We start from the raw sequence: 21,252 nt of genomic DNA, 5'->3' as shown, positions 1-21,252 counted from the left end.
TAATGTCTCGAATTATTCAAAGGACAAAAATCCGACCACAGTTTGCGGTTTACCCAAACCATAATCATGAAAATACAATTAATAGTCCTGTTCAGCCTGATTTACGAGACGGTGATGGGGCAAAAAAGTACAGATAAGCAGGAATGGAAGCAGCTTTTCAACTGGAAAAACCTGGACGGCTTCGATATCAAAGTCTGCGGCTATGATCTGAATAATAATTATAACGATACTTTTCGGGTCGAGGCTGGCAAAATGGTTGTCAGTGATAATAAGTATGATGACTTTAACAAAAGTATGGGCACATTTTCCACAAAAGTGAATTCCTACTGCCGCACACTGGTGGAATACCGGTTTGTTAGCGATCAGGAGTGAAAGCCACCCAGTCGAATTCAGAAAGGTTGAAATTTTGAATCTAAAAGGAAGGGCGACATTTACAATCTCACGATCTCGGCGCCGATTGCATTTAGACGCGTATCAATATTTTGATAGCCGCGGTCAATTTGCTCAATGTTGTCGATGATACTTACTCCTCTCGCTGACATGGCTGCAATAAGGAGCGCTACACCTGCACGTATATCCGGAGATGTCATCCGGATGCCACGAAGCTGAGTTTCCCGGTTGTGGCCGATTACAGTTGCCCTGTGCGGATCGCAAAGAATAATCTGCGCACCCATTTCAATGAGTTTATCTACAAAAAATAACCGGCTCTCAAACATTTTCTGATGGACCAGAACGGTTCCCTGCGCTTGCGTTGCGGTAACCAGGATAATACTCAGCAAGTCGGGCGTGAAACCTGGCCACGGCGCATCAGCAACCGAAAGTGTAGAGCCATCCAGATAATTTTCTATGCGGTAATGTTCCTGTGCGGGTATAAAAATATCATCCCCACGAAATTCCATTTTTATACCAAGTCTTTGGAAGACATCCGGAATAATACCCAATTGAGGTATCTGGCAATTTTTGATGGTAATTTCGGATTGGGTCATAGCCGCCAGACCGATGAAACTACCAATCTCTATCATGTCGGGAAGCATCGTATGGTCTGTTCCGTGCAGCTCGCTCACACCTTCTACCACCAGAAGGTTGGAAGCAATTCCGGAAATCTTAGCACCCATCCTGTTTAGCATCTTGCATAATTGCTGTAAATATGGCTCGCAAGCTGCATTATAAATCGTAGTGATACCTTCGGCCATAACCGCCGCCATCAACACATTAGCAGTTCCTGTCACCGACGCTTCGTCCAGTAGCATATACGTACCTCTTAGATTGGCGGCATCTACTTTGTAAAAGCCTCCATCCTCCTCATCGTAGCTGAATGTCGCACCTAATTTTTCGAAACCAAGAAAATGGGTGTCGAGTCTCCTTCGGCCGATTTTGTCTCCACCTGGGCGTGGTATCCTGCCTTTGCGGAATCGGGCCAGCATTGGGCCAAGTAACATAACAGAACCGCGTAAAGCTGCCGCTTTTTGCTTGAATGAATCCGATTCGATGTAATCCAGGTTGATTTCGCTCGCTTCAAACCGAATAGCGCTTTCGCTTAAACGCGTCCGGCGGACACCCAGATCGCCCAAAAGGTTAATCAGTTGGTTTACATCGCGGATATCAGGAATGTTATGGATGGTGACGGCCTCTTTGGTCAGGAGCACCGCACATATTATTTGCAAGGCTTCGTTTTTAGCGCCTTGTGGTACAATTTCACCGTTGAGACGTTTGTCCCCGGTTATTTTAAATGAAGCCATATAAGGTGTTGGGCAGTTGACTCAAACCCGGTTTTACAACCCAGGTTTTTTGCGGTTATTGCGGTTGTTGCTGTTGTTATTGCGGCCGGAGAATTTGTTATTAGGCCTGTTGCGGTTGGGATTATTGGGATTACCCTGGTTATTTCCTCCCTGCCGTTCCGGATTGTGATTCGATTGTGCCTTGAAGCTTCCGCCGGCATGATTACCACGGTTGCGTTCCTGACCACCATTATTGTTACGATCTTTTGGAGCAGCGTCAACCGGACCATTCTGACGGATATAGTCAATTTCCTCTTTTAAAGAGCCTTTGCTTAACTGTTCAAGTTGCCCGAGAAGCACACTGTCCTCCGGGTTATCCTTGTTCCAGGCATTGAAGAAAGAGCGCATAAGTCTAAAAATATAAGACACAAATGCCAGCTTATCTTCCTTATTCTCAGTTTGAACCGCTTTCTCAAGTAGTAAATCAATGTTTTTGCCGTAATGGCGGTACATCAGATTCGACTGGTTGTAGCCCACTTTAAGAGGTTTCCTACCGAGCGCTTCTGGCGAAGGAGGTGGAAAAGGGCTGTCTACATCTAATTGGAAGCCGGAGATAATGTACAGGTCGTCCCACAATTTATTGGTGTAATCCTGATTGTCCCTCATATTCGGATGTATTTGCCGCATAAGTTCAATCAAAATGTGGGCGTAGAGATTGCGTTTTGCCTTATCCTCCATCTTTACGATGTGTTCGGCAAGCTTTTGTACGTTACTACCGTATTCTTTCAAGGGATTGTATTTGTTATATAATTGACAAAAATAAGAAGTTTTTACCAAAAGAAAATTCTTAGCGAACCCATAATAATCGTCCGCTTAAAGCCTTTCCGACCTCAGGGGATGCAGGTGGGATGTTTTTTGATAACATAATCCGATATAAATATGCACCTGTTGGAAGCGTTCCTGGATCCCACGTCCATTCATTCAGACCAGGATGACATTGAAAGGATGTTTCTAAAAGGAGTTTGCCAGAAATGTCGGATATGAAAAGTCTTGCTTTTTCCGTCGGCACTGTTCCTTCAAGCTCCAAGGTAAACCTGAATAGATAATCGGTCGGATTAGGTGAAGCGTTAACGCTAACAAGGCCCGACTTATCACTGACCCGGAGGTCGATTTGATAAAGAGGTGCGAAGTTTCCTATCAAATCTTTGGCCTGAACCGTCAAAAGGTAAGAACCATTGGCCAGCTTATTATGGAACGGTATTTCTACGCTAATATGTTCCGGAGAAATGCTTTTCCAGATCGCATTGTTCAAATAAACTCTCTTTTCCACACATCCGGTGCATTTTTTCTTTAACCAAATTACAATGGCCGTAGTGTCACGGGCAGCGAGATGCTGATCAACAAGTTCAATATTGATGGTAGGTTGGGATGAAATAGCGTCATTATTAGCCAATTGTCTTCCATCAATTTCTACCATTAAAAGCGGAGGGATCATATCTGGTTGCGTGGACGAACTTTGAATATCAGCGACACGGATGACCAGTTTATTATTTACTTCATTTTCCTCTAACAGCTTATTGTCTTCGTCAATAATGAATTGCAATTGATCCTTTTCGGTAATACGCGGATTATTTGGAATCGTAAAATACATTGTATCCAAAATCGGCGGCGCTGGTAATGTTGTCAGAAACTGTTGCAGGATCGTTGATCCCGCCATTCTTCTGAAAGTGAATTGATAGTTCTCCTTTTTATATCTACCATTATTTCTAACCACAACTTTGACCAGAATGCTGTCGCTGGAAGTATTCAATTCTTTTCCGGATAAATCAAAAAGCCCAACAGACGACGAGTCAGGCAGATAATCGGGTAGGGCCGCCGGAAAAATCCGTATGGCCGGATCTCCGTGCAATGTCATTTGCTGAATTGTCGTCCGATCGTAAATGCTGTGACTACTTTGCAAATTTCTTTTTATCATTTCCTGTTGAATTTCTCCAAAAGCCCGATTTGTAAAGACACTATCGGCAAGTACCTCGTAAAAGAAATCAGTATACCGTTTAAGAGATGAAGAGACACCATTAAAGGTATGTGCCAGAAAAAGTGCTGCACCGCTTTTGGGCGCAAAGATCCAGTCACTGCTGAGGGTTTTATCAGAATAAAATATACTACCTAAGGCGCAGCCATTGACGACTACGGCCGGATATCTTGGATGATTGTCAATCATTCTCTTTGGGTCGCTCGCATACCCAATGTCAATGTCCGTCACGTCAAGACTTGAATGTCCAAAGAGCGTAACCAGCGCGGCACCTTTGTTGATTGGAATATTTGTTTTTAGCTGTTCGACGGGGTCATCAGTTTGCTTCGAAATGGTTGCAATTGACGCTCCAATTGCCGAACCTGAGATTTTTTGCTCAAAGGATTTTACATATCCTTTAAAGACCGATAATTCATCGCGAGACCGTCCACCGCTCAAATGCAGGATATTTTTTCGCCAGGCAGCGGAGGCTGGTTCGGCTTCCACGGCCTTTACTTTGAGCAGATAATCATGTACATTTTGAGAAGTCAGTGCATTGATCCTCCCAATCGGTATGGAAGGGAATGTCTGGGTTGAATCCGCTGGATCCATCGTCAACGCAATGTCCGAACCCGGCCAGCCTGCATTGGGTACCATATCAACTTGTCGGGCTTCCGGCGATTTTCGTGCTTTTTGCGGATCAATGGACCTGCCAATTAAAAACACAAACTTTAATCTTTCGGCATTATGGAGCCAGGAAATCATATTTCTAATTCCCTGCGGCCCGGGATCTCCAAAATTGAATTGATTATAGACTTCGGAGGAATTAATAATCAATGGCTCATATCGTCCGCCTGCCGTCGAAGCGCGGTAAGCCGCATATGCATTGACAGGATCAATTCCTTCGACTGGCAGGTGCATGAGCGGATGGGAAATAATAAGGTAGTCGAAATCCAATGGGTTGATTTTCCTAAAATGAATTTGGCTTATCTCGCTGACATTCAATGCTTGTTTTACTCCCAATACTTGCGTGGAACCATCAAGTAAGATGCCGAAATCTGTTCTTCTTAATTTTCTGGGACTTAATGGATCTGAAACATCATAGAATGTGATACCAGAATTTTCGTCAGCCATCCAAAGGCGGTTTTTGGATAGATCAAATGAAAATTTTTTCTGCGTTAAAATGTCTTTGAATCTTGTCTGCTGCGGGTATTTCAGCAAACCGTACGAAAGAGATACATGACCGCCTTTTCCCACTGGAAGTATAGTTAGGGTCATTTTTCTATCTTCCCCAATATCCGTTGGTTTCAAGAAGGCGTGAATGTCGGTGGAGTTGTAATTAGAAAAGGCGATGTCGGAAAGCTTTCGTTTCAACCTAGTTTTTGGGCCGGACCATAGTTCGAAGGAATGATTTCCCGCTGTCCAGCCTGCTAGTAAAAGCTCAATTTCTGCTTTTTCAAAATTTGATGTAATCGCATTTTCGATGTTGAATGTTATCTCAAGAAATTGATTTTCTGGTATCTGCGGCCCGGTCCAGCCTTCTCCAACATCGTAGTCACTTAAAATCGAGCCGGTATCAAAATTGCTTCCCGGCGGATAGAAGTTGCCGGGGAGATAATGAGAAGTGAAAAGCTGTATTGATTCTTCAAAATTCCATGCAATGCTGTCTATTGTGCCTTGTGGCTCTCGTTCAGATATCCTTTTGCCAAAACCGCCATCCACGCGCCAGCTGAGAAAGTACGCGGCTGTATCGGAATAAAGACTATAATGTGAATGCGGCATTGCTCCGGGAGAAATGTAGAGCGACGAATCAGTGTGGCCATCATTCTTTTCTCCGTAAAAGGTAATGTAAGCCTCATTTCCCAGCGAGCCGAAATTTACGTCAATCGCTATTTCCTTGCCCTGCCTGAACATTTGGAAAGCAGTAGGCGGAATGTCTTCAATAGAAATTCCTGAACTGCTGAGATCATGTTTGGTGATCTGATATAAGCCGGTGTAGGCTACGGGAATTTTAAAATAGCTTTGAGAGGGATTAATCCATTCGTTTCCGTATTTCTTCTGCGCACTTAATTGCTGGAAAAACAGAAAAAAGGAATAAACAAAGGTGTGTGCAAAAATCCTGACCATGGAATTAAAGATTAACCCAAGTCAGGTTCAGCACTTATTCCGGTTCCTTTCTGATATAAAGGTTCATAGAGAACGAAAATGCATGCGCATCATCGGTACCATGGTATTCAGAACTGACCAGCTCCCAGTCATTTTGATCAACAACCGGAAAATAAGCGTCTCCTTCGACTTGCGCGTGAACAATTGTTAAATAAAGTCTTTGAACCAAAGGGAGCATCTGACTAAAAATCGATGCACCCCCTAATACAAATACTTCCTTTTCATCAGAAAGTAACGCAAGTGCATCAGAAATATCTTTGGCATACTCTGTCGAATTTTCCTTAATATCCGGCGCTTTTGAAGTGACAATGACATTCCGGTATAAAGAATGCAAAGCGTCGGGCGCCTCATAGCTTTTTCTCCCCATTAAAAATGGCTTCCCGTCAGTCACTTTCTTGAAATGTTTCCATTCGTCTGGTAAGTGCCAGGGCAGATGGTCACCTAAACCAATGACCCTGTTTTCGCTCATAGCGGCGATGATATATAGTTCCGTTTGCGATACCAAAACGCTCTAATGTTAGGTTTTAAATGCAATATAAAAGCCGGGGGAAAACGTCCTACTTAGTCATCGTATTATTAGACCGGTCAACTATCCTAAATAACCGTTCCTCCCTACAAAAACATTTTTTTAACATGGTACCTTGCATCGCAAAGTACCTGTGTATACCTTTGCTATTATAGAAACTTCGAATTCTATCTTTTAGCCATGAACTTATTCATTTAATTAACACATGAAACCACATGAATATTGAAAATGCCCAAGTGCAGATGCGGAAGGGAATTTTGGAATTCTGCATCCTGCACATCATATCAAGGGGCGAAGTATACGCTTCTGATATGTTGGATGAACTAACGTCCGCTCACATCATGGTGGTGGAGGGGACGTTGTACCCTCTTCTCACCAGATTAAAAAACTCAGGTTGGTTGGACTACAAATGGGTGGAGTCATCATCAGGGCCTCCAAGGAAATATTATGTTTTGACGGAAGAGGGGAAAATATTTCTGGACTCTATGCAGTCCACATGGGTTGAGTTGGCAGAATCTGTGACAACTGTGATACATCGCACAGAGGAATTGAGCAAAGCAGCTGCAACTAATCTTTCTGACCCTAACTGATCATTTAGAGACATTCGATTATTTCAATCATGAAAAAGACAATCAGCATAAATATAGGTGGTATCATCTTTCACATTGAGGAAGATGGGTACGAGAAGTTAAAAGGTTACTTGTCTTCGATTCAAAAGTACTTTTCTTCATTTGCCGACAGCAAGGAAATAGTATCTGATATCGAAGGAAGGATCGCCGAACGATTTACCAATAAGCAAAAAGCGGAGGCCAAGCAGGTTATTTCGCTAACAGACGTGGATGAGTTGATTGCCGCAATGGGTACCGTTGCAGATTTCGAAGCTATTGAGCAAGCCCAGGATATACTGGCCGATCCATTGGAGACAGCAACTTCACAAACGTTTGTACCCAAGGATGAACCCGTATCTGGATATACCCCGCCGATTACAGAACCAGCAAAAGCAGGTGCTCCCAAAAAACTTTACAGAGACCTTCGCCGGAAATTATTGGGTGGCGTAGCAGCTGGTCTGGCACATTACTTCACCGTGGACCCGATTTGGGTAAGGCTGGCCTTCCTTTTTACAGTGGTAGGTCTGCCAGCCGGTTCAGGCATGCTGGGTTTGAATATGGAGGATGAATTCGGCCCGTTCTCTGGATTTATGGTACTTGTTTACATAGCCATGTGGGTTGCGTTCCCTGGTACCGTTGGTTTGGAAGAGGATACTAAAATTAAAAAATTCTATCGCGATCCGGATCGTAAAGTGGTAGGTGGCGTGGCAGCAGGTGTGGCTTCCTATTTCGGGGTAGACCTGGGCGTTGTAAGGTTTCTGTGGGTATTATCCATCCTGCTTTTTGGTACAGGGGTACTTATTTACATTGTTCTCTGGATTATTGCCCCGGTAGCTCACACGTTAACGGAGAAAATGGAAATGCAAGGAGAGCCTATCACGCTTTCCAATATCGAATCCAACATTAAACAAAGCCTTAATCTGGAAGAAAGAGGGGGCGAAGAGCATGGGCTAACCAAGGTTTTACTATTCCCTTTCCGTGCGATTGCGCTAATCATTGGTGCGCTGGGAAAGTTGCTTAGGGGTCTTGGGCCAATTCTCAGGATCCTGATCGGTGCCATGCTGATCGCCATGTCCGTATTATCATTGCTTGCGCTGGTTATCGCTGGGGGTGTAGCGCTTGGCTTAACAAATGCCGCCCAATTTGATGGTTTGCCAGCCCCATTGCTGATATTTCAGGAATTGCCTGACATTCTGGTCCTTTCCGGAATCCTCGTTGCAGCCGTTCCGCTGATCACTTTCCTTCTGTTAGGACTAACGTTACTGTCGAATAAGAGAATTGTGGGCAGTTCAGTTTGGTTAACAATGCTTGGACTTTGGATTGTAGGGATTATAGGAAGCACGGTAGGTGGGGTTTCGTACCAAAGAAATTTTGCGAAACGCGGAGAAGTGGTGCAATCGGCCTTTTATGCAGTTCCGGTGGGCACGCTTACTTTGGACTACGATAATAATTATGATCACAATGAGGATAATGTTGACATTTCCATTCGCATTGAGGGGTATAACAATGCTGATAGCGTAAAGTTGGAAAAGACGTTGTCTGCCAGAGGCCGTAACCGTGAAGACGCGGAAAAGAATGCTGAAATGCTGAAATATGATATCGCTTTCAAAGATTCGACCCTCTTGATCAAAGAAGGCCCGGTTTTGGCAAGCCACGGTCCCTTTCGCGACCAGCGGATTGAGCTGGCACTAAGCGTTCCATACAATAAGACCTTTATCATGACCCGTGATTTTTACTATTCGCTGAGTCATTGGGACGGTTCCTATCCGAACATGGGCAAGTATCATCTTGATAATAATGAAGTGAAATGGAACACGCTGAAATGGGAGATCCGCAGCGATTCAGGATTGGTTTGTATCAATATGCCGGCTAAATTTTTGAAAAGCCCTGACGAGGAAAACAATAGCGAGAAGGAAGGTTTCACTTTTGATTATGATGACAACAGCGGCCTTGAATTGGGTGAAAAAGGAAATTATATCAAACAATTCACAGTAACTGAATTCAATAAGATTGACATTGGCGGTGCATATTCGATCGTGATCCAGCAGGGAGCCGAATTCAACGTGGCTGCGGATGCCGAAGAGCAGGAAGCCATTGATGATATTAAAGTATTCGTCGAAAATGGTACGTTAAAAGTAAAAAGATCAGAAGAGTTTAACCTTTTCAACAATGACTGGAAACGCGTTGGACTGGTGATTACCATGCCGACCATCGAAGGATTATCACTTTCAGGCGCAAACAAAACCTTACTAACAGGTTTCATCGGTCTGGCGAAGCTGAATGTAGACATTTCAGGTGCGTCCAAAACAGAGCTTAACGTAGATGTCGATCAATTGAGTGTAGGTATTTCGGGTGCTTCAAAAGCTACATTGAAGGGATCGGCTAAATCGGCCAATCTCGATGCACACGGAGCCTGCAAACTGGACGCTACTGAAATGAATATTCAAACAGCAGACGTTGAAGCTTCCGGTGTTTCTAAAATGGAATTGGGAAGAATCCCTAATCTGGACCGCCACGCGAGCGGCGCAAGTAAAATCAATGTGCAGCAGTAAGATAAAGGAACGTGCAACTTTTTTGACTTTCCCTTCATCTTTCAAGAAATCCAACCAAATAAAATCATGAAAAAAATAATTGCCATTAATGTTGTTGCATTCATACTCATCACATTGTCACTGAATGCGAATGCGCAGGATACCCGTAATTTCTCTGCCTCCGGTTTTAATAAGTTATCCATGGGCAGTGCATTTAAAATTGAAGTGAAGCAAGGCAGCGGTTTCAGTGTTTCTACATCAGGACGTAAGGAAGATCTGGACGACCTGGAATCATCCGTTCGCGGCGGAACATTCCATTTGGGATACAAAAGCAATGGCTGGAATAAAAACCGGAAAACGGTCAATGTTAATATCACAATGCCTTCGTTGGAGGGCGTGGAGTTTTCCGGGGCCAGCAAAGCCAATGTCGCCAATTTTCCAGGAACAAAAAGTTTGGGTATTGATGTGTCAGGAGCTTCTTCTGTTACCATCAACAGCGCCGCTCCAAAAGTTACCTTCGATCTTTCCGGAGCATCAACACTTATCCTAATTGGTACTGGCGATGTTTTGACCGGCGAAGTGAGTGGGGCATCCTCTTTTAAAGGAAAGGATTTCTCAGCCAGAACGGCAAACATTGATGCATCAGGAGCGAGCAGTGCAGCAGTAGTTGCTAGCGCGACCGTAAATGCAGAAGCCAGTGGTGCAAGCAGCGTTCGTTATTCAGGCGGCGCAAAAGATATTCATTCCAGCACCTCGGGTGCTAGTTCTGTTAAAAGGGCTGATTGAGTTTATGGAATATATATAATGCAAAAAGCCGGACAAGCCGGCTTTTTGCATTATATATATTCCATGTGTCTGGACTATGCCATTTCCATTTTGCCGGAATTACGTTTACGGTCGTTTTCTTCCAGATAAATCTTGCGCATACGCATGCTGTGCGGCGTAACTTCAAGATATTCGTCTTTCTGAATGTATTCCATCGATTCTTCCAGAGAAAAATTGATTTTTGGAGCGATCCTCAATCCATCATCTGTACCTGAGGCACGCATGTTGGTCAATTTTTTCGCTTCCTGAAGGTTTACCACGATATCGTTCGGGCGGTTATGCTCGCCGATAACTTGTCCACCGTAAATTTCATCACCTGGCTCTACAAAGAAACGGCCGCGATCCTGTAATTTATCAATGGTATAACCAGTGGCTGGTCCTGTATTTTTTGAAATGATAGAACCGCTGATACGCCCTGGAATCGGTCCGCGGAATGTCCCGAATTCTTTGAAACGGTGGGTCATTACGGCTTCACCTTGAGTAGAAGTCAATACATTGGAACGAAGTCCAATCAAACCTCTCGAAGGTATCAGGAATTCAAGATGTTGCAAATCACCTTTCGGCTCCATTACCAGCAATTCACCTTTACGTTGCGTTGCCAATTCTATTACTTTGCCGGCAGTTGATTCCGGAACATCCACTACCAAGGTTTCGATTGGTTCAAGACGCTCGCCATTTTCATCTTCTTTGAACAATACCTGCGGCTGGCCTAATTGCAATTCATAACCTTCACGACGCATGGTTTCGATCAAAACAGACAAGTGAAGGATACCGCGTCCAAAAACAAGGAATTTATCTTCAGTATCGGTTGCTTCAACGCGTAATGCAAGGTTTTTCTCGGTTTCTTTCATCAAACGGTCACGAAGGTGGCGTGATGTAACAAACTTGCCTTCTTTACCAAAGAATGGCGAATTGTTAATGGTGAACAACATATTCATTGTGGGCTCATCCACAGCAATACGTGTAATTGGCTCCGGATTTTCAAGATCAGCGATCGTATCACCAATTTCAAAATCTTCAATACCTGTTACAGCGCAGATATCGCCTGCTGTTACCTCAGATACTTTGACACGTCCAAGTCCTTCAAAAGTCTGAAGTTCTTTTATCTTCACTTTTTTGATTACACCATCCGCTTTGCAAAGAGACAGTGTTTGCCCTTCTTTAATCGTTCCTCTTCTTACACGTCCGATAGCGATACGGCCCACAAATGCATTATAGTCGAGAGAAGTGATCTGCATTTGCAGGGTACCTTCGTCAATCACAGGTGCAGGGATTGATTCGATAATGGTATCCAGCAAATAGGTAATGTTATCAGTTGGGTGCTGCCAATCAGGGCCCATCCAGCCTTGTTTTGAAGAACCGTAAACGGTTACGAAGTCGAGCTGGTCTTCGGATGCGCCCAGGTTGAACATTAAATCAAAAACGCTTTCCTGAACTTCTTCGGGACGGCAGTTTTCTTTATCTACTTTATTAACAACCACGATTGGTTTCAAACCCAAATCGATGGCTTTACCCAATACAAAACGTGTTTGGGGCATAGGACCTTCAAATGCATCGACCAGCAACAAAACGCCATCTGCCATTTTCAGTACACGTTCCACTTCACCGCCAAAGTCGGCGTGACCTGGAGTATCGATTACATTAATTTTATAGTCTTTGTAACGAACAGATACGTTTTTGGAAGTAATGGTAATACCCCGTTCCCTTTCAAGGTCATTGTTATCTAGGATCAGGTCGTCAAATTCCTGATTGTCCCGAAAGAGCTTTGAAGCATGGATGATTTTGTCAACCAAAGTGGTTTTACCGTGGTCAACGTGTGCAATGATTGCGATGTTACGAATGGCTTGCATTTTTTCTCTTAGATGAATTGTTTACGATTCATTTAACCTGTAACAGATTGGTTAACAAGAACCGTTGAGTTTGCTTGACTGAAGTTTAGTCAAATAAGGTGCAAATGTACGAGTTTTTCCCTGAATAACAGTATTTTACAATTAATTAATTGTTAACAGCCAAAAAAGAGACATCAGGCTAGGAGAAGTACAAAAAGTGAAGAAAAATATCAGAATCTTTCAATTTTACTTTCTGACATATTGTAAAGGTTATCTGGATCGAAATCGACTCCATTATCCCAGCTCAATGTTCCATATGAGTCCAGCCTGACAGTTCTGAAATAGTCTGGATCAGATAATTGACTTACAAGACCATCATTTATCTTTTTATATTTTTCGATAATACTTGTGAGATCAACTGCCTTTACCTCACCTGTATTGAACAGGCAGTATATTGTGTAGTTTTCAACGGATACTATTTTCTTGATGTAGTGTAGCATGTTAGTTGAGCGGCTCTATTTTATTCCAGGATTTAATGTCCTTCCCCAGATTATTAAAATTTTCCAGCAACTGTTCCTCGTGCAATATCGCCCAAGCCTGAACCAATTTTAACTGCTTTACTGGAAGGTAGCCATCAATTAATTCGGCACTTTGAATAGCAACTAAGGCCTTATATTCCTGGAATTCAGCGTGAAAATGGGGAGGGTTGTGGTCATCGAAAAACATTCTGATAACGATTCCAAAGAAGCGGCTTATTTCGGGCATTGATGAGTGTGTGTTATGAACTTGAATATATAAAGTTACGAAGCATTCACGTATATCATTTTCATGTTAACTATTAAAGTTTCAGAATTTTGCAATCGCCTCATCCTTTCCGTTCTTTGTAATAACTGACATACCACTAATACTTCAAAATGAACAAAAACTTAATTGGCGGATTGCTGCTACTTGTGAATACAGTAGCATTTGCCCAGGATGACGTCACTAAATACGCTGAAAGCATCACGCCGGAAGATTTGAAAAAACATCTGGTCATAATTGCGTCGGACAGTCTCGAAGGACGCGATACCGGATCACCTGGCCAGAAGAAAGCGGCTGAATATGTGACCAAATATTATAAGGAATACGGTTACCAGCCGGCGGCCACTGCTGCTGACAGTTCCAAAAGTTATCTGCAGAAATATACTTTACACAAGCGCAGCTGGGGGAAAGTGTTTGTAAAAGCTGCTGGCAAACAGTATGAATTTAATAAGGATTTTTATCTCAATGGACTCGTTAATGTCCCTCAGGAGGCTGGCACCTCGGTAGTGATGGCTGGTTACGGCATTCAGGATAAAAGTTACAGTGATTATGACGGTTTGGATGTGAAGTCTAAGTCCGTTGTTATTTATGATGGCGAGCCAAAAGGCGGCGGAGAAAAATATCTGTTGAGCGGTAGCAGTGAAAGAACCAAATGGAGTGGCCCGGTTAGTTGGAAGGAAAAAGTTAAACTAGCAAAAGAAAAAGGGGCGATTTATGTTTTCATTGTTACTGATAAAACCGGTGAGGATTGGAACAAGGAAGTCAGGCAGCATGCGGTAATGACGCGCCGATTTAGTGCACCCACCTTAAAGCCTGTTCAGGAAGATCCGGAGAATCTTTCGGCATTTGTCATATCTCCCGAAATGGCTTCCAGTATACTCGGCACATCTGCTCAGAAGTTGGGCGAAAGTAAATCGGAGATTGACAAATCTGGTAAGCCCAATCAAAAGAAAATGAATGGTGAAGTAAGCCTGATAGCTGAAAGAGTGAGCGAGACCATTGAAACGGAGAACGTTGCGGCTTTCATGGAGGGTTCTGATAAAAAAGATGAAGTACTGGTCATCAGTGCGCATTTGGACCACATTGGAAAATCGGCAAATGGCGAAATTAACAATGGCGCGGACGACGATGGATCTGGTACGGTTTCACTACTTGAACTGGCAGAGGCATTTAGTAAAGCAAAAGCTGATGGCAAAGGGCCAAGACGAAGCATTCTGTTCCTGAATGTGACGGGCGAGGAAAAAGGATTATTTGGGTCGGAATATTATTCAGAAAACCCGTTGTATCCATTGCAAAATACGATCGCAGATCTGAACATTGATATGATCGGCCGCATTGATGAGGCGCACAAAAGCGACCCGAAATATGTGTACCTGATTGGTTCGGACAAACTGTCTTCCAAGCTGCATGAAATCAGCGAGGAGGCAAATAAAAAGTATGTGAACTACAAGCTGGATTATACATTTAATGATCCCAAGGACCCTAATCGTTTCTATTACAGGTCCGACCATTACAATTTTGCAAAAATGGGCGTGCCCGTCATTTTCTATTTTACGGGCGTTCATGAGGATTATCACAAGCCAGGGGATGACGTGGAAAAGATCATGTTCGATAAGCAGTCATCGATTGTGAAACTGGTCTTTTACACTGCCTGGGAATTAGTAAACAGGGACGAAAAAATCGTCGTTGACAGTCACAAGCAATAATAAGCCAGATATGAAAATAATTTTGTGGGGAATGTTATTTTTTATCATTGCGAATTTAAGTCTGGCTCAGGTGCCGACTGAGAAATCTTTGCTTTGGGAAATCAAGGCGCCGGGCGGCGCTACGCCGGGCGTCGAAAAACCATCCTATCTTTTCGGCACCATTCATTTAATCTGTCCTGCCGATTTTTCTTTGAGCGATTCACTCAAAGCAACATTGGCCCGTTCACAGCAGGTAGCGCTGGAAATCGATATGGATGATCCGGGTATGATGATGGCGATGATGAAAACCATGAACATGCGAGAAGGAAATGCTTTGAGAAAATTACTTTCGGAACAGGAATATGCGAAGCTGAGCCAGTTTTACAAGGATTCTGTTGGGATGGGAATACAGATGTTTGAGCAAGCCAAACCATTTGTTTTAATGGGGCCGCTTTTCAATGCGGTATTGTCATGTCAGCCGCAATCTTACGAAATGTCGCTGGTTGAGCTGGCTGCAAAACAAAAATCGGAGGTAATCGGTATTGAAACATTGGACGAACAAATGGCCATTTTCGATTCGATTCCTTACAAAGACCAGGCAAAAATGATCCTGACCATGATCGATAATCTGCCAGCCGCAAGAAAGGAATTTAAGGAATTGGTTAACCTGTACAAGGCGCAAAAAGTCAACGAATTGTACAACCTGACCATGAAAAGCGAATTCGGGATGGATGGAAATGAGGAGATCATGCTATTTGCGAGAAATAAAAAATGGATCTCCCGCATCCAAAAAATAATGTCCGAAAAGCCTACTTTTTTTGCGGTTGGGGCAGCGCATTTGGGGGGCGAAAAGGGGGTGATTGCTTTGTTGAGAAAGGAAGGGTATCAGGTGCGGGCGGTTTTGTAGCCTAAGATTGCCCACTAAAAAATAATTTGTCTAATTTCCGACAAAACTGTATATTTGAAATATGACAAGCTTCGATACCATACCAGAAGCGTTTGACTGGTGGATCAAGAATCATTATCCTGCTTTAAGCCCGGAATTGAAAAAGGGTAAAGCTGTTCGGGCTTGGAAGGATTACACTTATAACCAAGGAATTTCCGAAAAGCGTATGCGGGAAATCCTGATCGAATTTGGCCATTTCAAAATAAAGACAAGCATAGTACATGAGCCGTGAGGCTTTTTATTTAAATTAAATTTGTCGGAAAATAGACAAATTTAATGCCAAAGAAAACCCGGATACATCGTCTTGCAAACTCAAATAACTGGGTCAGTTTAATTATTTAACAACTAAACATTAGTAAATGTATGAACACCACACAAAATTCGCTTAATGCAATAGTCGAGGATTACTTATTTGCCGATGGCCTTGAAAATGTTACCTTTTCGATGCGAAAACATATTGTAAACCAGCTCAGGGTAGCAACATTAGTCGCCAGACTGGAAAACAGCTATAAGAACATAGTGAAACTATGAAGAGGCATTTGTCGTAGTCATATTTCAGCATTAAAACTGGGCACTTGATGCTGGTCAGGTGCCCAGTTTTGACAACCAAGTTTATTCAGCTTATAGAAGTTGCTACGATGAATTGGGATCTTTTTGCCGGTGGATAAAATAGTAGTTTAAGCTAAAATGAAGAATCAACATCCGGCAATGAAAACATTGATATAATAGTTGCGATCGACTTTTATAAAGTAGGAATCAATAATTCCGACGATAAGGCCATAGAGGACAATGGCGAACCAATGCTTTTTGCCTGATGGTCTTCTTTTAAGTAAGGACAGAAATCTATTGATATTCATGTTATTACTTAATATAGGTTTACGGATCACCACTTATAATGATAGTCTTCCATGTTTATAATTCTCAGCTCAGAACCTTGCCGATTTATCATTTCTAGATTGAAGCCTAGTCCAAGCGACGGGAATTGCATTCTTAGCTTCACCAACGATCCTGCCCTTTATAAGTAAGTTTCTACAACATTAATCTGGACGCCCCGCCTGCAGAATCGATAGGAATTGCTGGCAGACTTCCTACTCCGCCACAATGTTACCCAACCTCCCAATCTCAAAAAAGGTACAATTGTACCTACAGTTGAAACTATTTTTTGGAATGATACCCGCTATATTGACACAGGATTAATTCCCGATTGCTGCGGCAGAATTGGGCGAGTGTATGGGCGCCTTTAAGATTTAGTTTGTCTCCGATGGAGTTTCTGAGATTGATGACAGTTCGCCGTTTGAGGTTCAGCGCAACCATAATGTCCTGATTTGTGAAGTCGTCAATGAGAAGGATAAGCACTTTCCATTCTCTGGGTTTCAGGAGGGAGAAATTGTGTTCGACTAACGCAGGGTTGCCGATGGCAGGTAATTCTAGAAATTGCATCAACGATCGAAAATTGGGTTTACACTAATTTTTTCGAACGATGAGTTTTCTGTTACTGCAAATATATACGCTCTTTGGTAAATTTATTTCTATATGTATTTCAAAAAGCAGATATCCATTTGGTCAGCCAGTCTGGCCTGAAAAACAGAAGTAGAATTGTGAGTGCGAGAAACCCTGCGATTATTTTCCCAGACAAGCTCCTATTTCCCTTATAATCAGTTTGTTTTGAATTCTTGAAAAATAGCAGATAAGGAAGTCGCAGGTAATAGGCGAGAGATATGGCAGCATTAAGTATCCCACCAATCAACAACCAAAGCATCCACGGGAATTCCTGTTGGTGGTAACTTTCCCAGAGCGCCGAGAATATTAATAATTTTGATGTAAATCCAGCAGTAGGCGGCAAACCGGCCAATGCGATCATGATGACGGTGAGAATACCGGATATCCATATTGAATGTCGGCCAAGTCCTTCATAATCAGACAATGTTGTTTCAATGCGTGGTTGCAAAAGGTCAATCAAAAAGAATGCTGCGAGGTTGATCACCATATAAACCGAGGCGTAAAAAACCGCGGACTCGAAGCCAAAGCGACTGTAAGTGGCTATGCCCACCAGCAGATAGCCAGCCTGTGCAATGGATGAGTATGCAAGAAGCCGGCGCGCATTGGTTTGCCATAATGCTGCCACATTTCCAACGGTCATGCTAATCAGCGCGATTCCTCCCAGTACCGGGAAATATTGTGACGGGAAAATTCCAGCCAGACGCATTAAAACCAATACGACTGCAATCTTGGGCGCAACCGATAGAAATGCAACCAACGGTGTAGGTGCAGCTTCGTAAACATCAGGCGTCCAGACGTGAAATGGGACAAGGGAAAGTTTGAAAAGAAGTCCGGCCAGCGTCAGTACAATGGTAACCGTTACCACCAGATCGGGGTTATTTGATAGCCCGGCAGTCATCGCCTCGTTGGTGATATCGAGCGTTCCGGTCAGGCCATAGACGAATGAAATGCCATATAGCATCACCGCTGAGCTCGCGGCACCAAAAAGGAGGTATTTAATCGCGCCTTCGGCCGCCTTTTTGTATGGTGACAATGCCACCAGCAAGTAGGAGCTGATGGAAATTAACTCTAGTGAGAGGTATATCGACAATAGATGTGTAGACATACTCAGCAGGTTCATACCGGTTACCGCAGCAATAAGCAATGCATTGTACTCCGGCGGGAAATCGTATTTCAGAACACGAACGTGGATCAGGGTGAAAATCCATGAAATCGCGATCAAAAGTTTGAAATAAACGGCTTGTTTGTCCAAAAATAGCAAAGGCTGAAACCGGTAAGCAGGTTCTTCATTCCATTGGGCAATGACCAGGAAAAGTGTGATAATGGCGCCTGCCAATGCAATGTTCTGAAGATAGGCGGAGGCTTTTTTCTTTTCAAACCGGCTTGAAAGGAGCAATTCTGCGAAAAGGAAAAGGCAAAAAAGAATTGCCAGAAATATTTCCGGAACGATTCCGGCCAGACTTTGGCGTATATGTATTAGCTGTTCGCTGATATCCAATGGAACGGGTACAATTTTTTTGGCAAAAGTACTGAAAGATGACAGGCAATCTAAACTCTCCCGTTTAACTTATCAAATTAACCAACTTAAATCATGAATTATTTACGAAGATTTTTTTTACTATCTCCGCTTCTGATCGCACAAGTCGCAATGGCGCAGCAGGATTCTACCGGACTATCAGGCACTCCATACAAGGAAATGCAATCTACCAGCGGTGAAAATTCGAGTTATTTGTTTAAAGAATGGTATTCAGGAAGTGTAAGGACCAATGACGACAAGGTGCACGATGGAATCAAACTCCGATATGACTTAGGAAAGGATGAAGTTGAGTATAAGGTTGATTCTGCCATGTATAGGGCGTCCACTGGTGTAACAGAGTTTAATCTTCCAACCGGTACGGACCTTTACAATTTCAAAAATGGCTACCCGGCTGTTGGCGATTATACCGATAAGAGTTTTTACCGATTGCTTTATGACGGTAACACAAAGCTTCTCAAAAAATATGTGAAGCCTATCCAAGTGGAAAAGGCTTCGGCCACCATGACTATTGATCCTTCGGCCAAGCTGTACATTCTAAAAGATGGCAAGATGAATCCGGTTCAATTGAAAAATAGGAGCAGCTTTCTTAAGCTGCTAACCGACGAGAAGAACAAACTGAACTATGTGATCAGAGAACAGCAGCTTGATTTCGCTGCGGATGATGATCTTATCAAGTTACTTGAAGAATACGATTCTTACAAAGCAGGGAGAGGAGGTAACTAATTGGTTATTTGTCAACAATCCAATAATTGGCATTGTTGTATTTTGCTTCTAATACGATTTTGAAAAAGCCGGGAGGATATTTACTGATATCTATCTCGGCTTTTTCATTTGCCAGATCGACCTCATCCATTAAATTATACAGGTCACGATTGCCTTTTTGAAAATGATTGGTTGTAGTCAGCCATATCTTCGCTTTTCCGTCTTTTTCAATGGTTTTCCACCAAAGTAACACCTTACTACCCTCTTTTTTTGCTCTAAAATCCGTGGCGGATACTTTGCCTGTCAACGAAATTCCATCCACTTCAAACGACTGTTCTTTCGGGATATGAATATCCATATGCCTGGCCACGGTGGGCATGATATCGACAATTCCTGGTGTGTTCTTGAATGAAGCATTCAAATCCTTCGCGTTGGTAACAATCCAGGTTCCGCGTTCACGGTCCGATTGCCCGCCATGGCCTTTGCCGGTTTTACTATCCCTGCCATGATCAGTGGTGACCACAACCAGCCAGTCTTCATTGAATGTCTTCTCACGATATTGGACAGACTTCCATAACCGTCCCATCTGATCATCCATCGTTTGAATGGATTTGTGAAATTGCTCGCTATCGCCATAACGGTGGCCCATATCGTCCGTGAATTCCAGATATACCCACGACATATCGGGCGAGTTGTCATGAATATAAGATGTTGCTTCATTCACTACTTTTTCGTCGATCAAATGGATGTATTGGCTTGTTTTATCATGAGGAAAGTGAACGGTATCCAACTCAAATCCGTCAAACGAATAATCCAGGCGCAGTTTTTCTGTTTCTGGAAGTCCTTCACCCACCAATTTCGTGCGATTGTCCAGCCATGTGGAGAATACCGCGGTTTTCTTATTGGGGTATTGACTTTCAAAAAATCGGAACAATGTCCAGTAGTTGTAATTGGGATCTTTAATGTCATTATCCCATACATTATGTTTGTTCACCCAAGTACCTGTCAGCAGGCTATTGTAACCAACCGCAGATATTGTTGGGGTTTGCGAGTAAGTGTCTCTTTCACCACCCACATGCGCGCGGGTATACCCACCCACTTTTGCAATCGCATCCAGGTTTGGCGTAGCTATTTTTTCTTTACTGTCGCTGGAAATGCCGTCTACAATGATGAAAAGGGTTTTCTTAGCTTTTGTCTGAGCAATAACGCCATCAGCATATCCTAAGAAAACAAATAGGAGAATAAAGCAGGGTAAGGATAGTTTCATAGGAGTATGAGATGACTTAGAAATAGAAATGCCCTCAAATAAAAGGTAATTTACCGAATTTGAAGGCATTTGAAGACTAAGAAATTATTAATAAATATCAGGGATTCGTTGTTGGTGCGGGGAGTACCTCTTCTTTTTTCTTCTTGCCAAAAACATAAACCAATCCGAAATGGCTTTTCAAAACGCCGCTATCGAACTCATCTTTTACATAAGGATTAAGTTCAAGTGCCAGCTGGACGTTGCGGTTTTTAGGTAGTGGAGCAATTCTTACGCCAAAATTAATGGAATAGCCGTCGATGGTAATCAAATCTGCATCTGCGTCTGCAATGCGGTACAGCGGGTTCAGCCGTAATCCACCGCCAAGATACCACTGCATCACTTCGCCTCTTTTGAGATTGATCATAGGCAGAATGTCCACGCTGAGGCTGCTGAACAGCGAATTGGTCTGAAAGCGGGTGTCCAGCCATACCGCTTTTCGGGAATTGGTACTAATGGATAGCAGGCTGCTCCAAGGATAATAACCAACTGAGGCCTGCGCTTTCAGTGTTTCAAAACTGCAAATGGATAAGAGGGTGATGAGCAGGATGATTTTTTTCATTG

20 protein-coding genes are annotated in these 21,252 nt (G+C 43.1%); 9 read left to right on the top strand and 11 right to left on the bottom strand.

The annotated features are described in order from the left end of the window. The first annotated feature begins 66 nt into the window (after positions 1 to 66). Positions 67 to 372 (top strand): hypothetical protein, encoded by a 306-nt coding sequence (locus FHS68_RS22255; RefSeq protein WP_167275126.1) that lies wholly within the window; start codon positions 67 to 69, stop codon positions 370 to 372. A 59-nt stretch (positions 373 to 431) separates the two neighbouring features. Here FHS68_RS22255 and murA read toward each other — a convergent pair whose 3' ends face one another. Genes murA through FHS68_RS22235 form a run of 4 tightly spaced genes read right to left on the bottom strand, consistent with a single transcriptional unit; the run spans position 432 to position 6,400 of the window. After that, positions 432 to 1,739 carry a UDP-N-acetylglucosamine 1-carboxyvinyltransferase gene (murA, locus tag FHS68_RS22250; RefSeq protein ID WP_167275124.1) on the bottom strand — a complete coding sequence of 436 codons (1,308 nt, stop codon included), beginning with the start codon at positions 1,737 to 1,739 and terminating at the stop codon, positions 432 to 434. A gap of 33 nt (positions 1,740 to 1,772) precedes the next feature. Further along, positions 1,773 to 2,507 (bottom strand): DUF4290 domain-containing protein, encoded by a 735-nt coding sequence (locus FHS68_RS22245; protein ID WP_167275121.1) that lies wholly within the window; start codon positions 2,505 to 2,507, stop codon positions 1,773 to 1,775. 58 nt (positions 2,508 to 2,565) lie between these two features. Next, on the bottom strand, positions 2,566 to 5,856 hold the full coding sequence (gene porU2 / locus FHS68_RS22240; protein ID WP_229212022.1) for a putative type IX secretion system sortase PorU2: 3,291 nt from the start codon (positions 5,854 to 5,856) through the stop codon (positions 2,566 to 2,568). Between the two features lie 34 nt (positions 5,857 to 5,890). Next, positions 5,891 to 6,400 carry a dihydrofolate reductase gene (locus FHS68_RS22235; protein WP_167275119.1) on the bottom strand — a complete coding sequence of 170 codons (510 nt, stop codon included), beginning with the start codon at positions 6,398 to 6,400 and terminating at the stop codon, positions 5,891 to 5,893. 236 nt (positions 6,401 to 6,636) lie between these two features. Here FHS68_RS22235 and FHS68_RS22230 point away from each other — a divergent pair, with 236 nt between their 5' ends. The 3 genes from FHS68_RS22230 to FHS68_RS22220 all read left to right on the top strand — a co-directional run bounded on the left by FHS68_RS22230 (position 6,637) and on the right by FHS68_RS22220 (position 10,346). After that, positions 6,637 to 7,011 (top strand): PadR family transcriptional regulator, encoded by a 375-nt coding sequence (locus FHS68_RS22230; protein WP_167275116.1) that lies wholly within the window; start codon positions 6,637 to 6,639, stop codon positions 7,009 to 7,011. Positions 7,012 to 7,040: 29 nt separating this feature from the next. Then, positions 7,041 to 9,581: a PspC domain-containing protein gene (locus FHS68_RS22225; protein ID WP_167275113.1), complete on the top strand. Its 2,541-nt coding sequence runs from the start codon at positions 7,041 to 7,043 to the stop codon at positions 9,579 to 9,581. Between the two features lie 66 nt (positions 9,582 to 9,647). After that, complete coding sequence (locus FHS68_RS22220; protein ID WP_167275111.1) at positions 9,648 to 10,346, top strand: GIN domain-containing protein; 699 nt, start codon at positions 9,648 to 9,650, stop codon at positions 10,344 to 10,346. A gap of 74 nt (positions 10,347 to 10,420) precedes the next feature. Here the strand turns inward: FHS68_RS22220 and typA are convergent, their stop codons facing one another. The 3 genes from typA to FHS68_RS22205 form a co-directional block, all read right to left on the bottom strand. After that, entirely contained in the window at positions 10,421 to 12,235 is a 1,815-nt protein-coding gene (gene typA / locus FHS68_RS22215; RefSeq protein WP_167275108.1) for a translational GTPase TypA, read from the bottom strand. A 209-nt stretch (positions 12,236 to 12,444) separates the two neighbouring features. Continuing rightward, a complete protein-coding gene (locus FHS68_RS22210) occupies positions 12,445 to 12,714 on the bottom strand; it encodes a DUF2442 domain-containing protein (protein ID WP_167275106.1) in 270 nt (89 codons plus the stop codon). 1 nt (position 12,715) lies between these two features. After that, positions 12,716 to 12,979, bottom strand: coding sequence for a DUF4160 domain-containing protein (locus FHS68_RS22205; protein ID WP_167275103.1), 264 nt, complete (start codon positions 12,977 to 12,979; stop codon positions 12,716 to 12,718). Between the two features lie 149 nt (positions 12,980 to 13,128). On the opposite strand from FHS68_RS22205, the gene FHS68_RS22200 reads away from it, so the two are divergent. The 4 genes from FHS68_RS22200 to FHS68_RS22185 all read left to right on the top strand — a co-directional run bounded on the left by FHS68_RS22200 (position 13,129) and on the right by FHS68_RS22185 (position 16,177). After that, positions 13,129 to 14,721 carry a M28 family peptidase gene (locus FHS68_RS22200; protein WP_167275101.1) on the top strand — a complete coding sequence of 531 codons (1,593 nt, stop codon included), beginning with the start codon at positions 13,129 to 13,131 and terminating at the stop codon, positions 14,719 to 14,721. 10 nt (positions 14,722 to 14,731) lie between these two features. Beyond that, positions 14,732 to 15,607 carry a TraB/GumN family protein gene (locus FHS68_RS22195; RefSeq protein ID WP_167275099.1) on the top strand — a complete coding sequence of 292 codons (876 nt, stop codon included), beginning with the start codon at positions 14,732 to 14,734 and terminating at the stop codon, positions 15,605 to 15,607. 61 nt (positions 15,608 to 15,668) lie between these two features. Then, a complete protein-coding gene (locus FHS68_RS22190; protein ID WP_167275096.1) occupies positions 15,669 to 15,878 on the top strand; it encodes a hypothetical protein in 210 nt (69 codons plus the stop codon). 131 nt (positions 15,879 to 16,009) lie between these two features. Continuing rightward, entirely contained in the window at positions 16,010 to 16,177 is a 168-nt protein-coding gene (locus FHS68_RS22185; protein ID WP_167275094.1) for a hypothetical protein, read from the top strand. Positions 16,178 to 16,801: 624 nt separating this feature from the next. Here the strand turns inward: FHS68_RS22185 and FHS68_RS22180 are convergent. Both FHS68_RS22180 and FHS68_RS22175 read right to left on the bottom strand, forming a co-directional pair. Continuing rightward, positions 16,802 to 17,086, bottom strand: coding sequence for a LuxR C-terminal-related transcriptional regulator (locus FHS68_RS22180; RefSeq protein ID WP_167275092.1), 285 nt, complete (start codon positions 17,084 to 17,086; stop codon positions 16,802 to 16,804). A 100-nt stretch (positions 17,087 to 17,186) separates the two neighbouring features. Beyond that, positions 17,187 to 18,644: an NADH-quinone oxidoreductase subunit N gene (locus FHS68_RS22175; RefSeq protein ID WP_167275089.1), complete on the bottom strand. Its 1,458-nt coding sequence runs from the start codon at positions 18,642 to 18,644 to the stop codon at positions 17,187 to 17,189. Positions 18,645 to 18,737: 93 nt separating this feature from the next. Here FHS68_RS22175 and FHS68_RS22170 point away from each other — a divergent pair, with 93 nt between their 5' ends. Further along, the gene (locus FHS68_RS22170) at positions 18,738 to 19,406 is read left to right on the top strand and encodes a hypothetical protein (RefSeq protein ID WP_167275085.1); all 669 of its coding nucleotides are present in this window, start codon (positions 18,738 to 18,740) and stop codon (positions 19,404 to 19,406) included. A gap of 4 nt (positions 19,407 to 19,410) precedes the next feature. Here the strand turns inward: FHS68_RS22170 and FHS68_RS22165 are convergent, their stop codons facing one another. Then, on the bottom strand, positions 19,411 to 20,652 hold the full coding sequence (locus FHS68_RS22165) for an alkaline phosphatase family protein (RefSeq protein WP_167275083.1): 1,242 nt from the start codon (positions 20,650 to 20,652) through the stop codon (positions 19,411 to 19,413). 97 nt (positions 20,653 to 20,749) lie between these two features. Then, on the bottom strand, positions 20,750 to 21,250 hold the full coding sequence (locus FHS68_RS22160; protein WP_167275080.1) for a hypothetical protein: 501 nt from the start codon (positions 21,248 to 21,250) through the stop codon (positions 20,750 to 20,752). Positions 21,251 to 21,252 lie beyond the last annotated feature (2 nt).

It is taken from the genome of Dyadobacter arcticus (genome assembly GCF_011762185.1).
GTDB lineage: Bacteria > Bacteroidota > Bacteroidia > Cytophagales > Spirosomataceae > Dyadobacter > Dyadobacter arcticus.
This window is presented reverse-complemented; position numbering and strand designations above follow the sequence as displayed.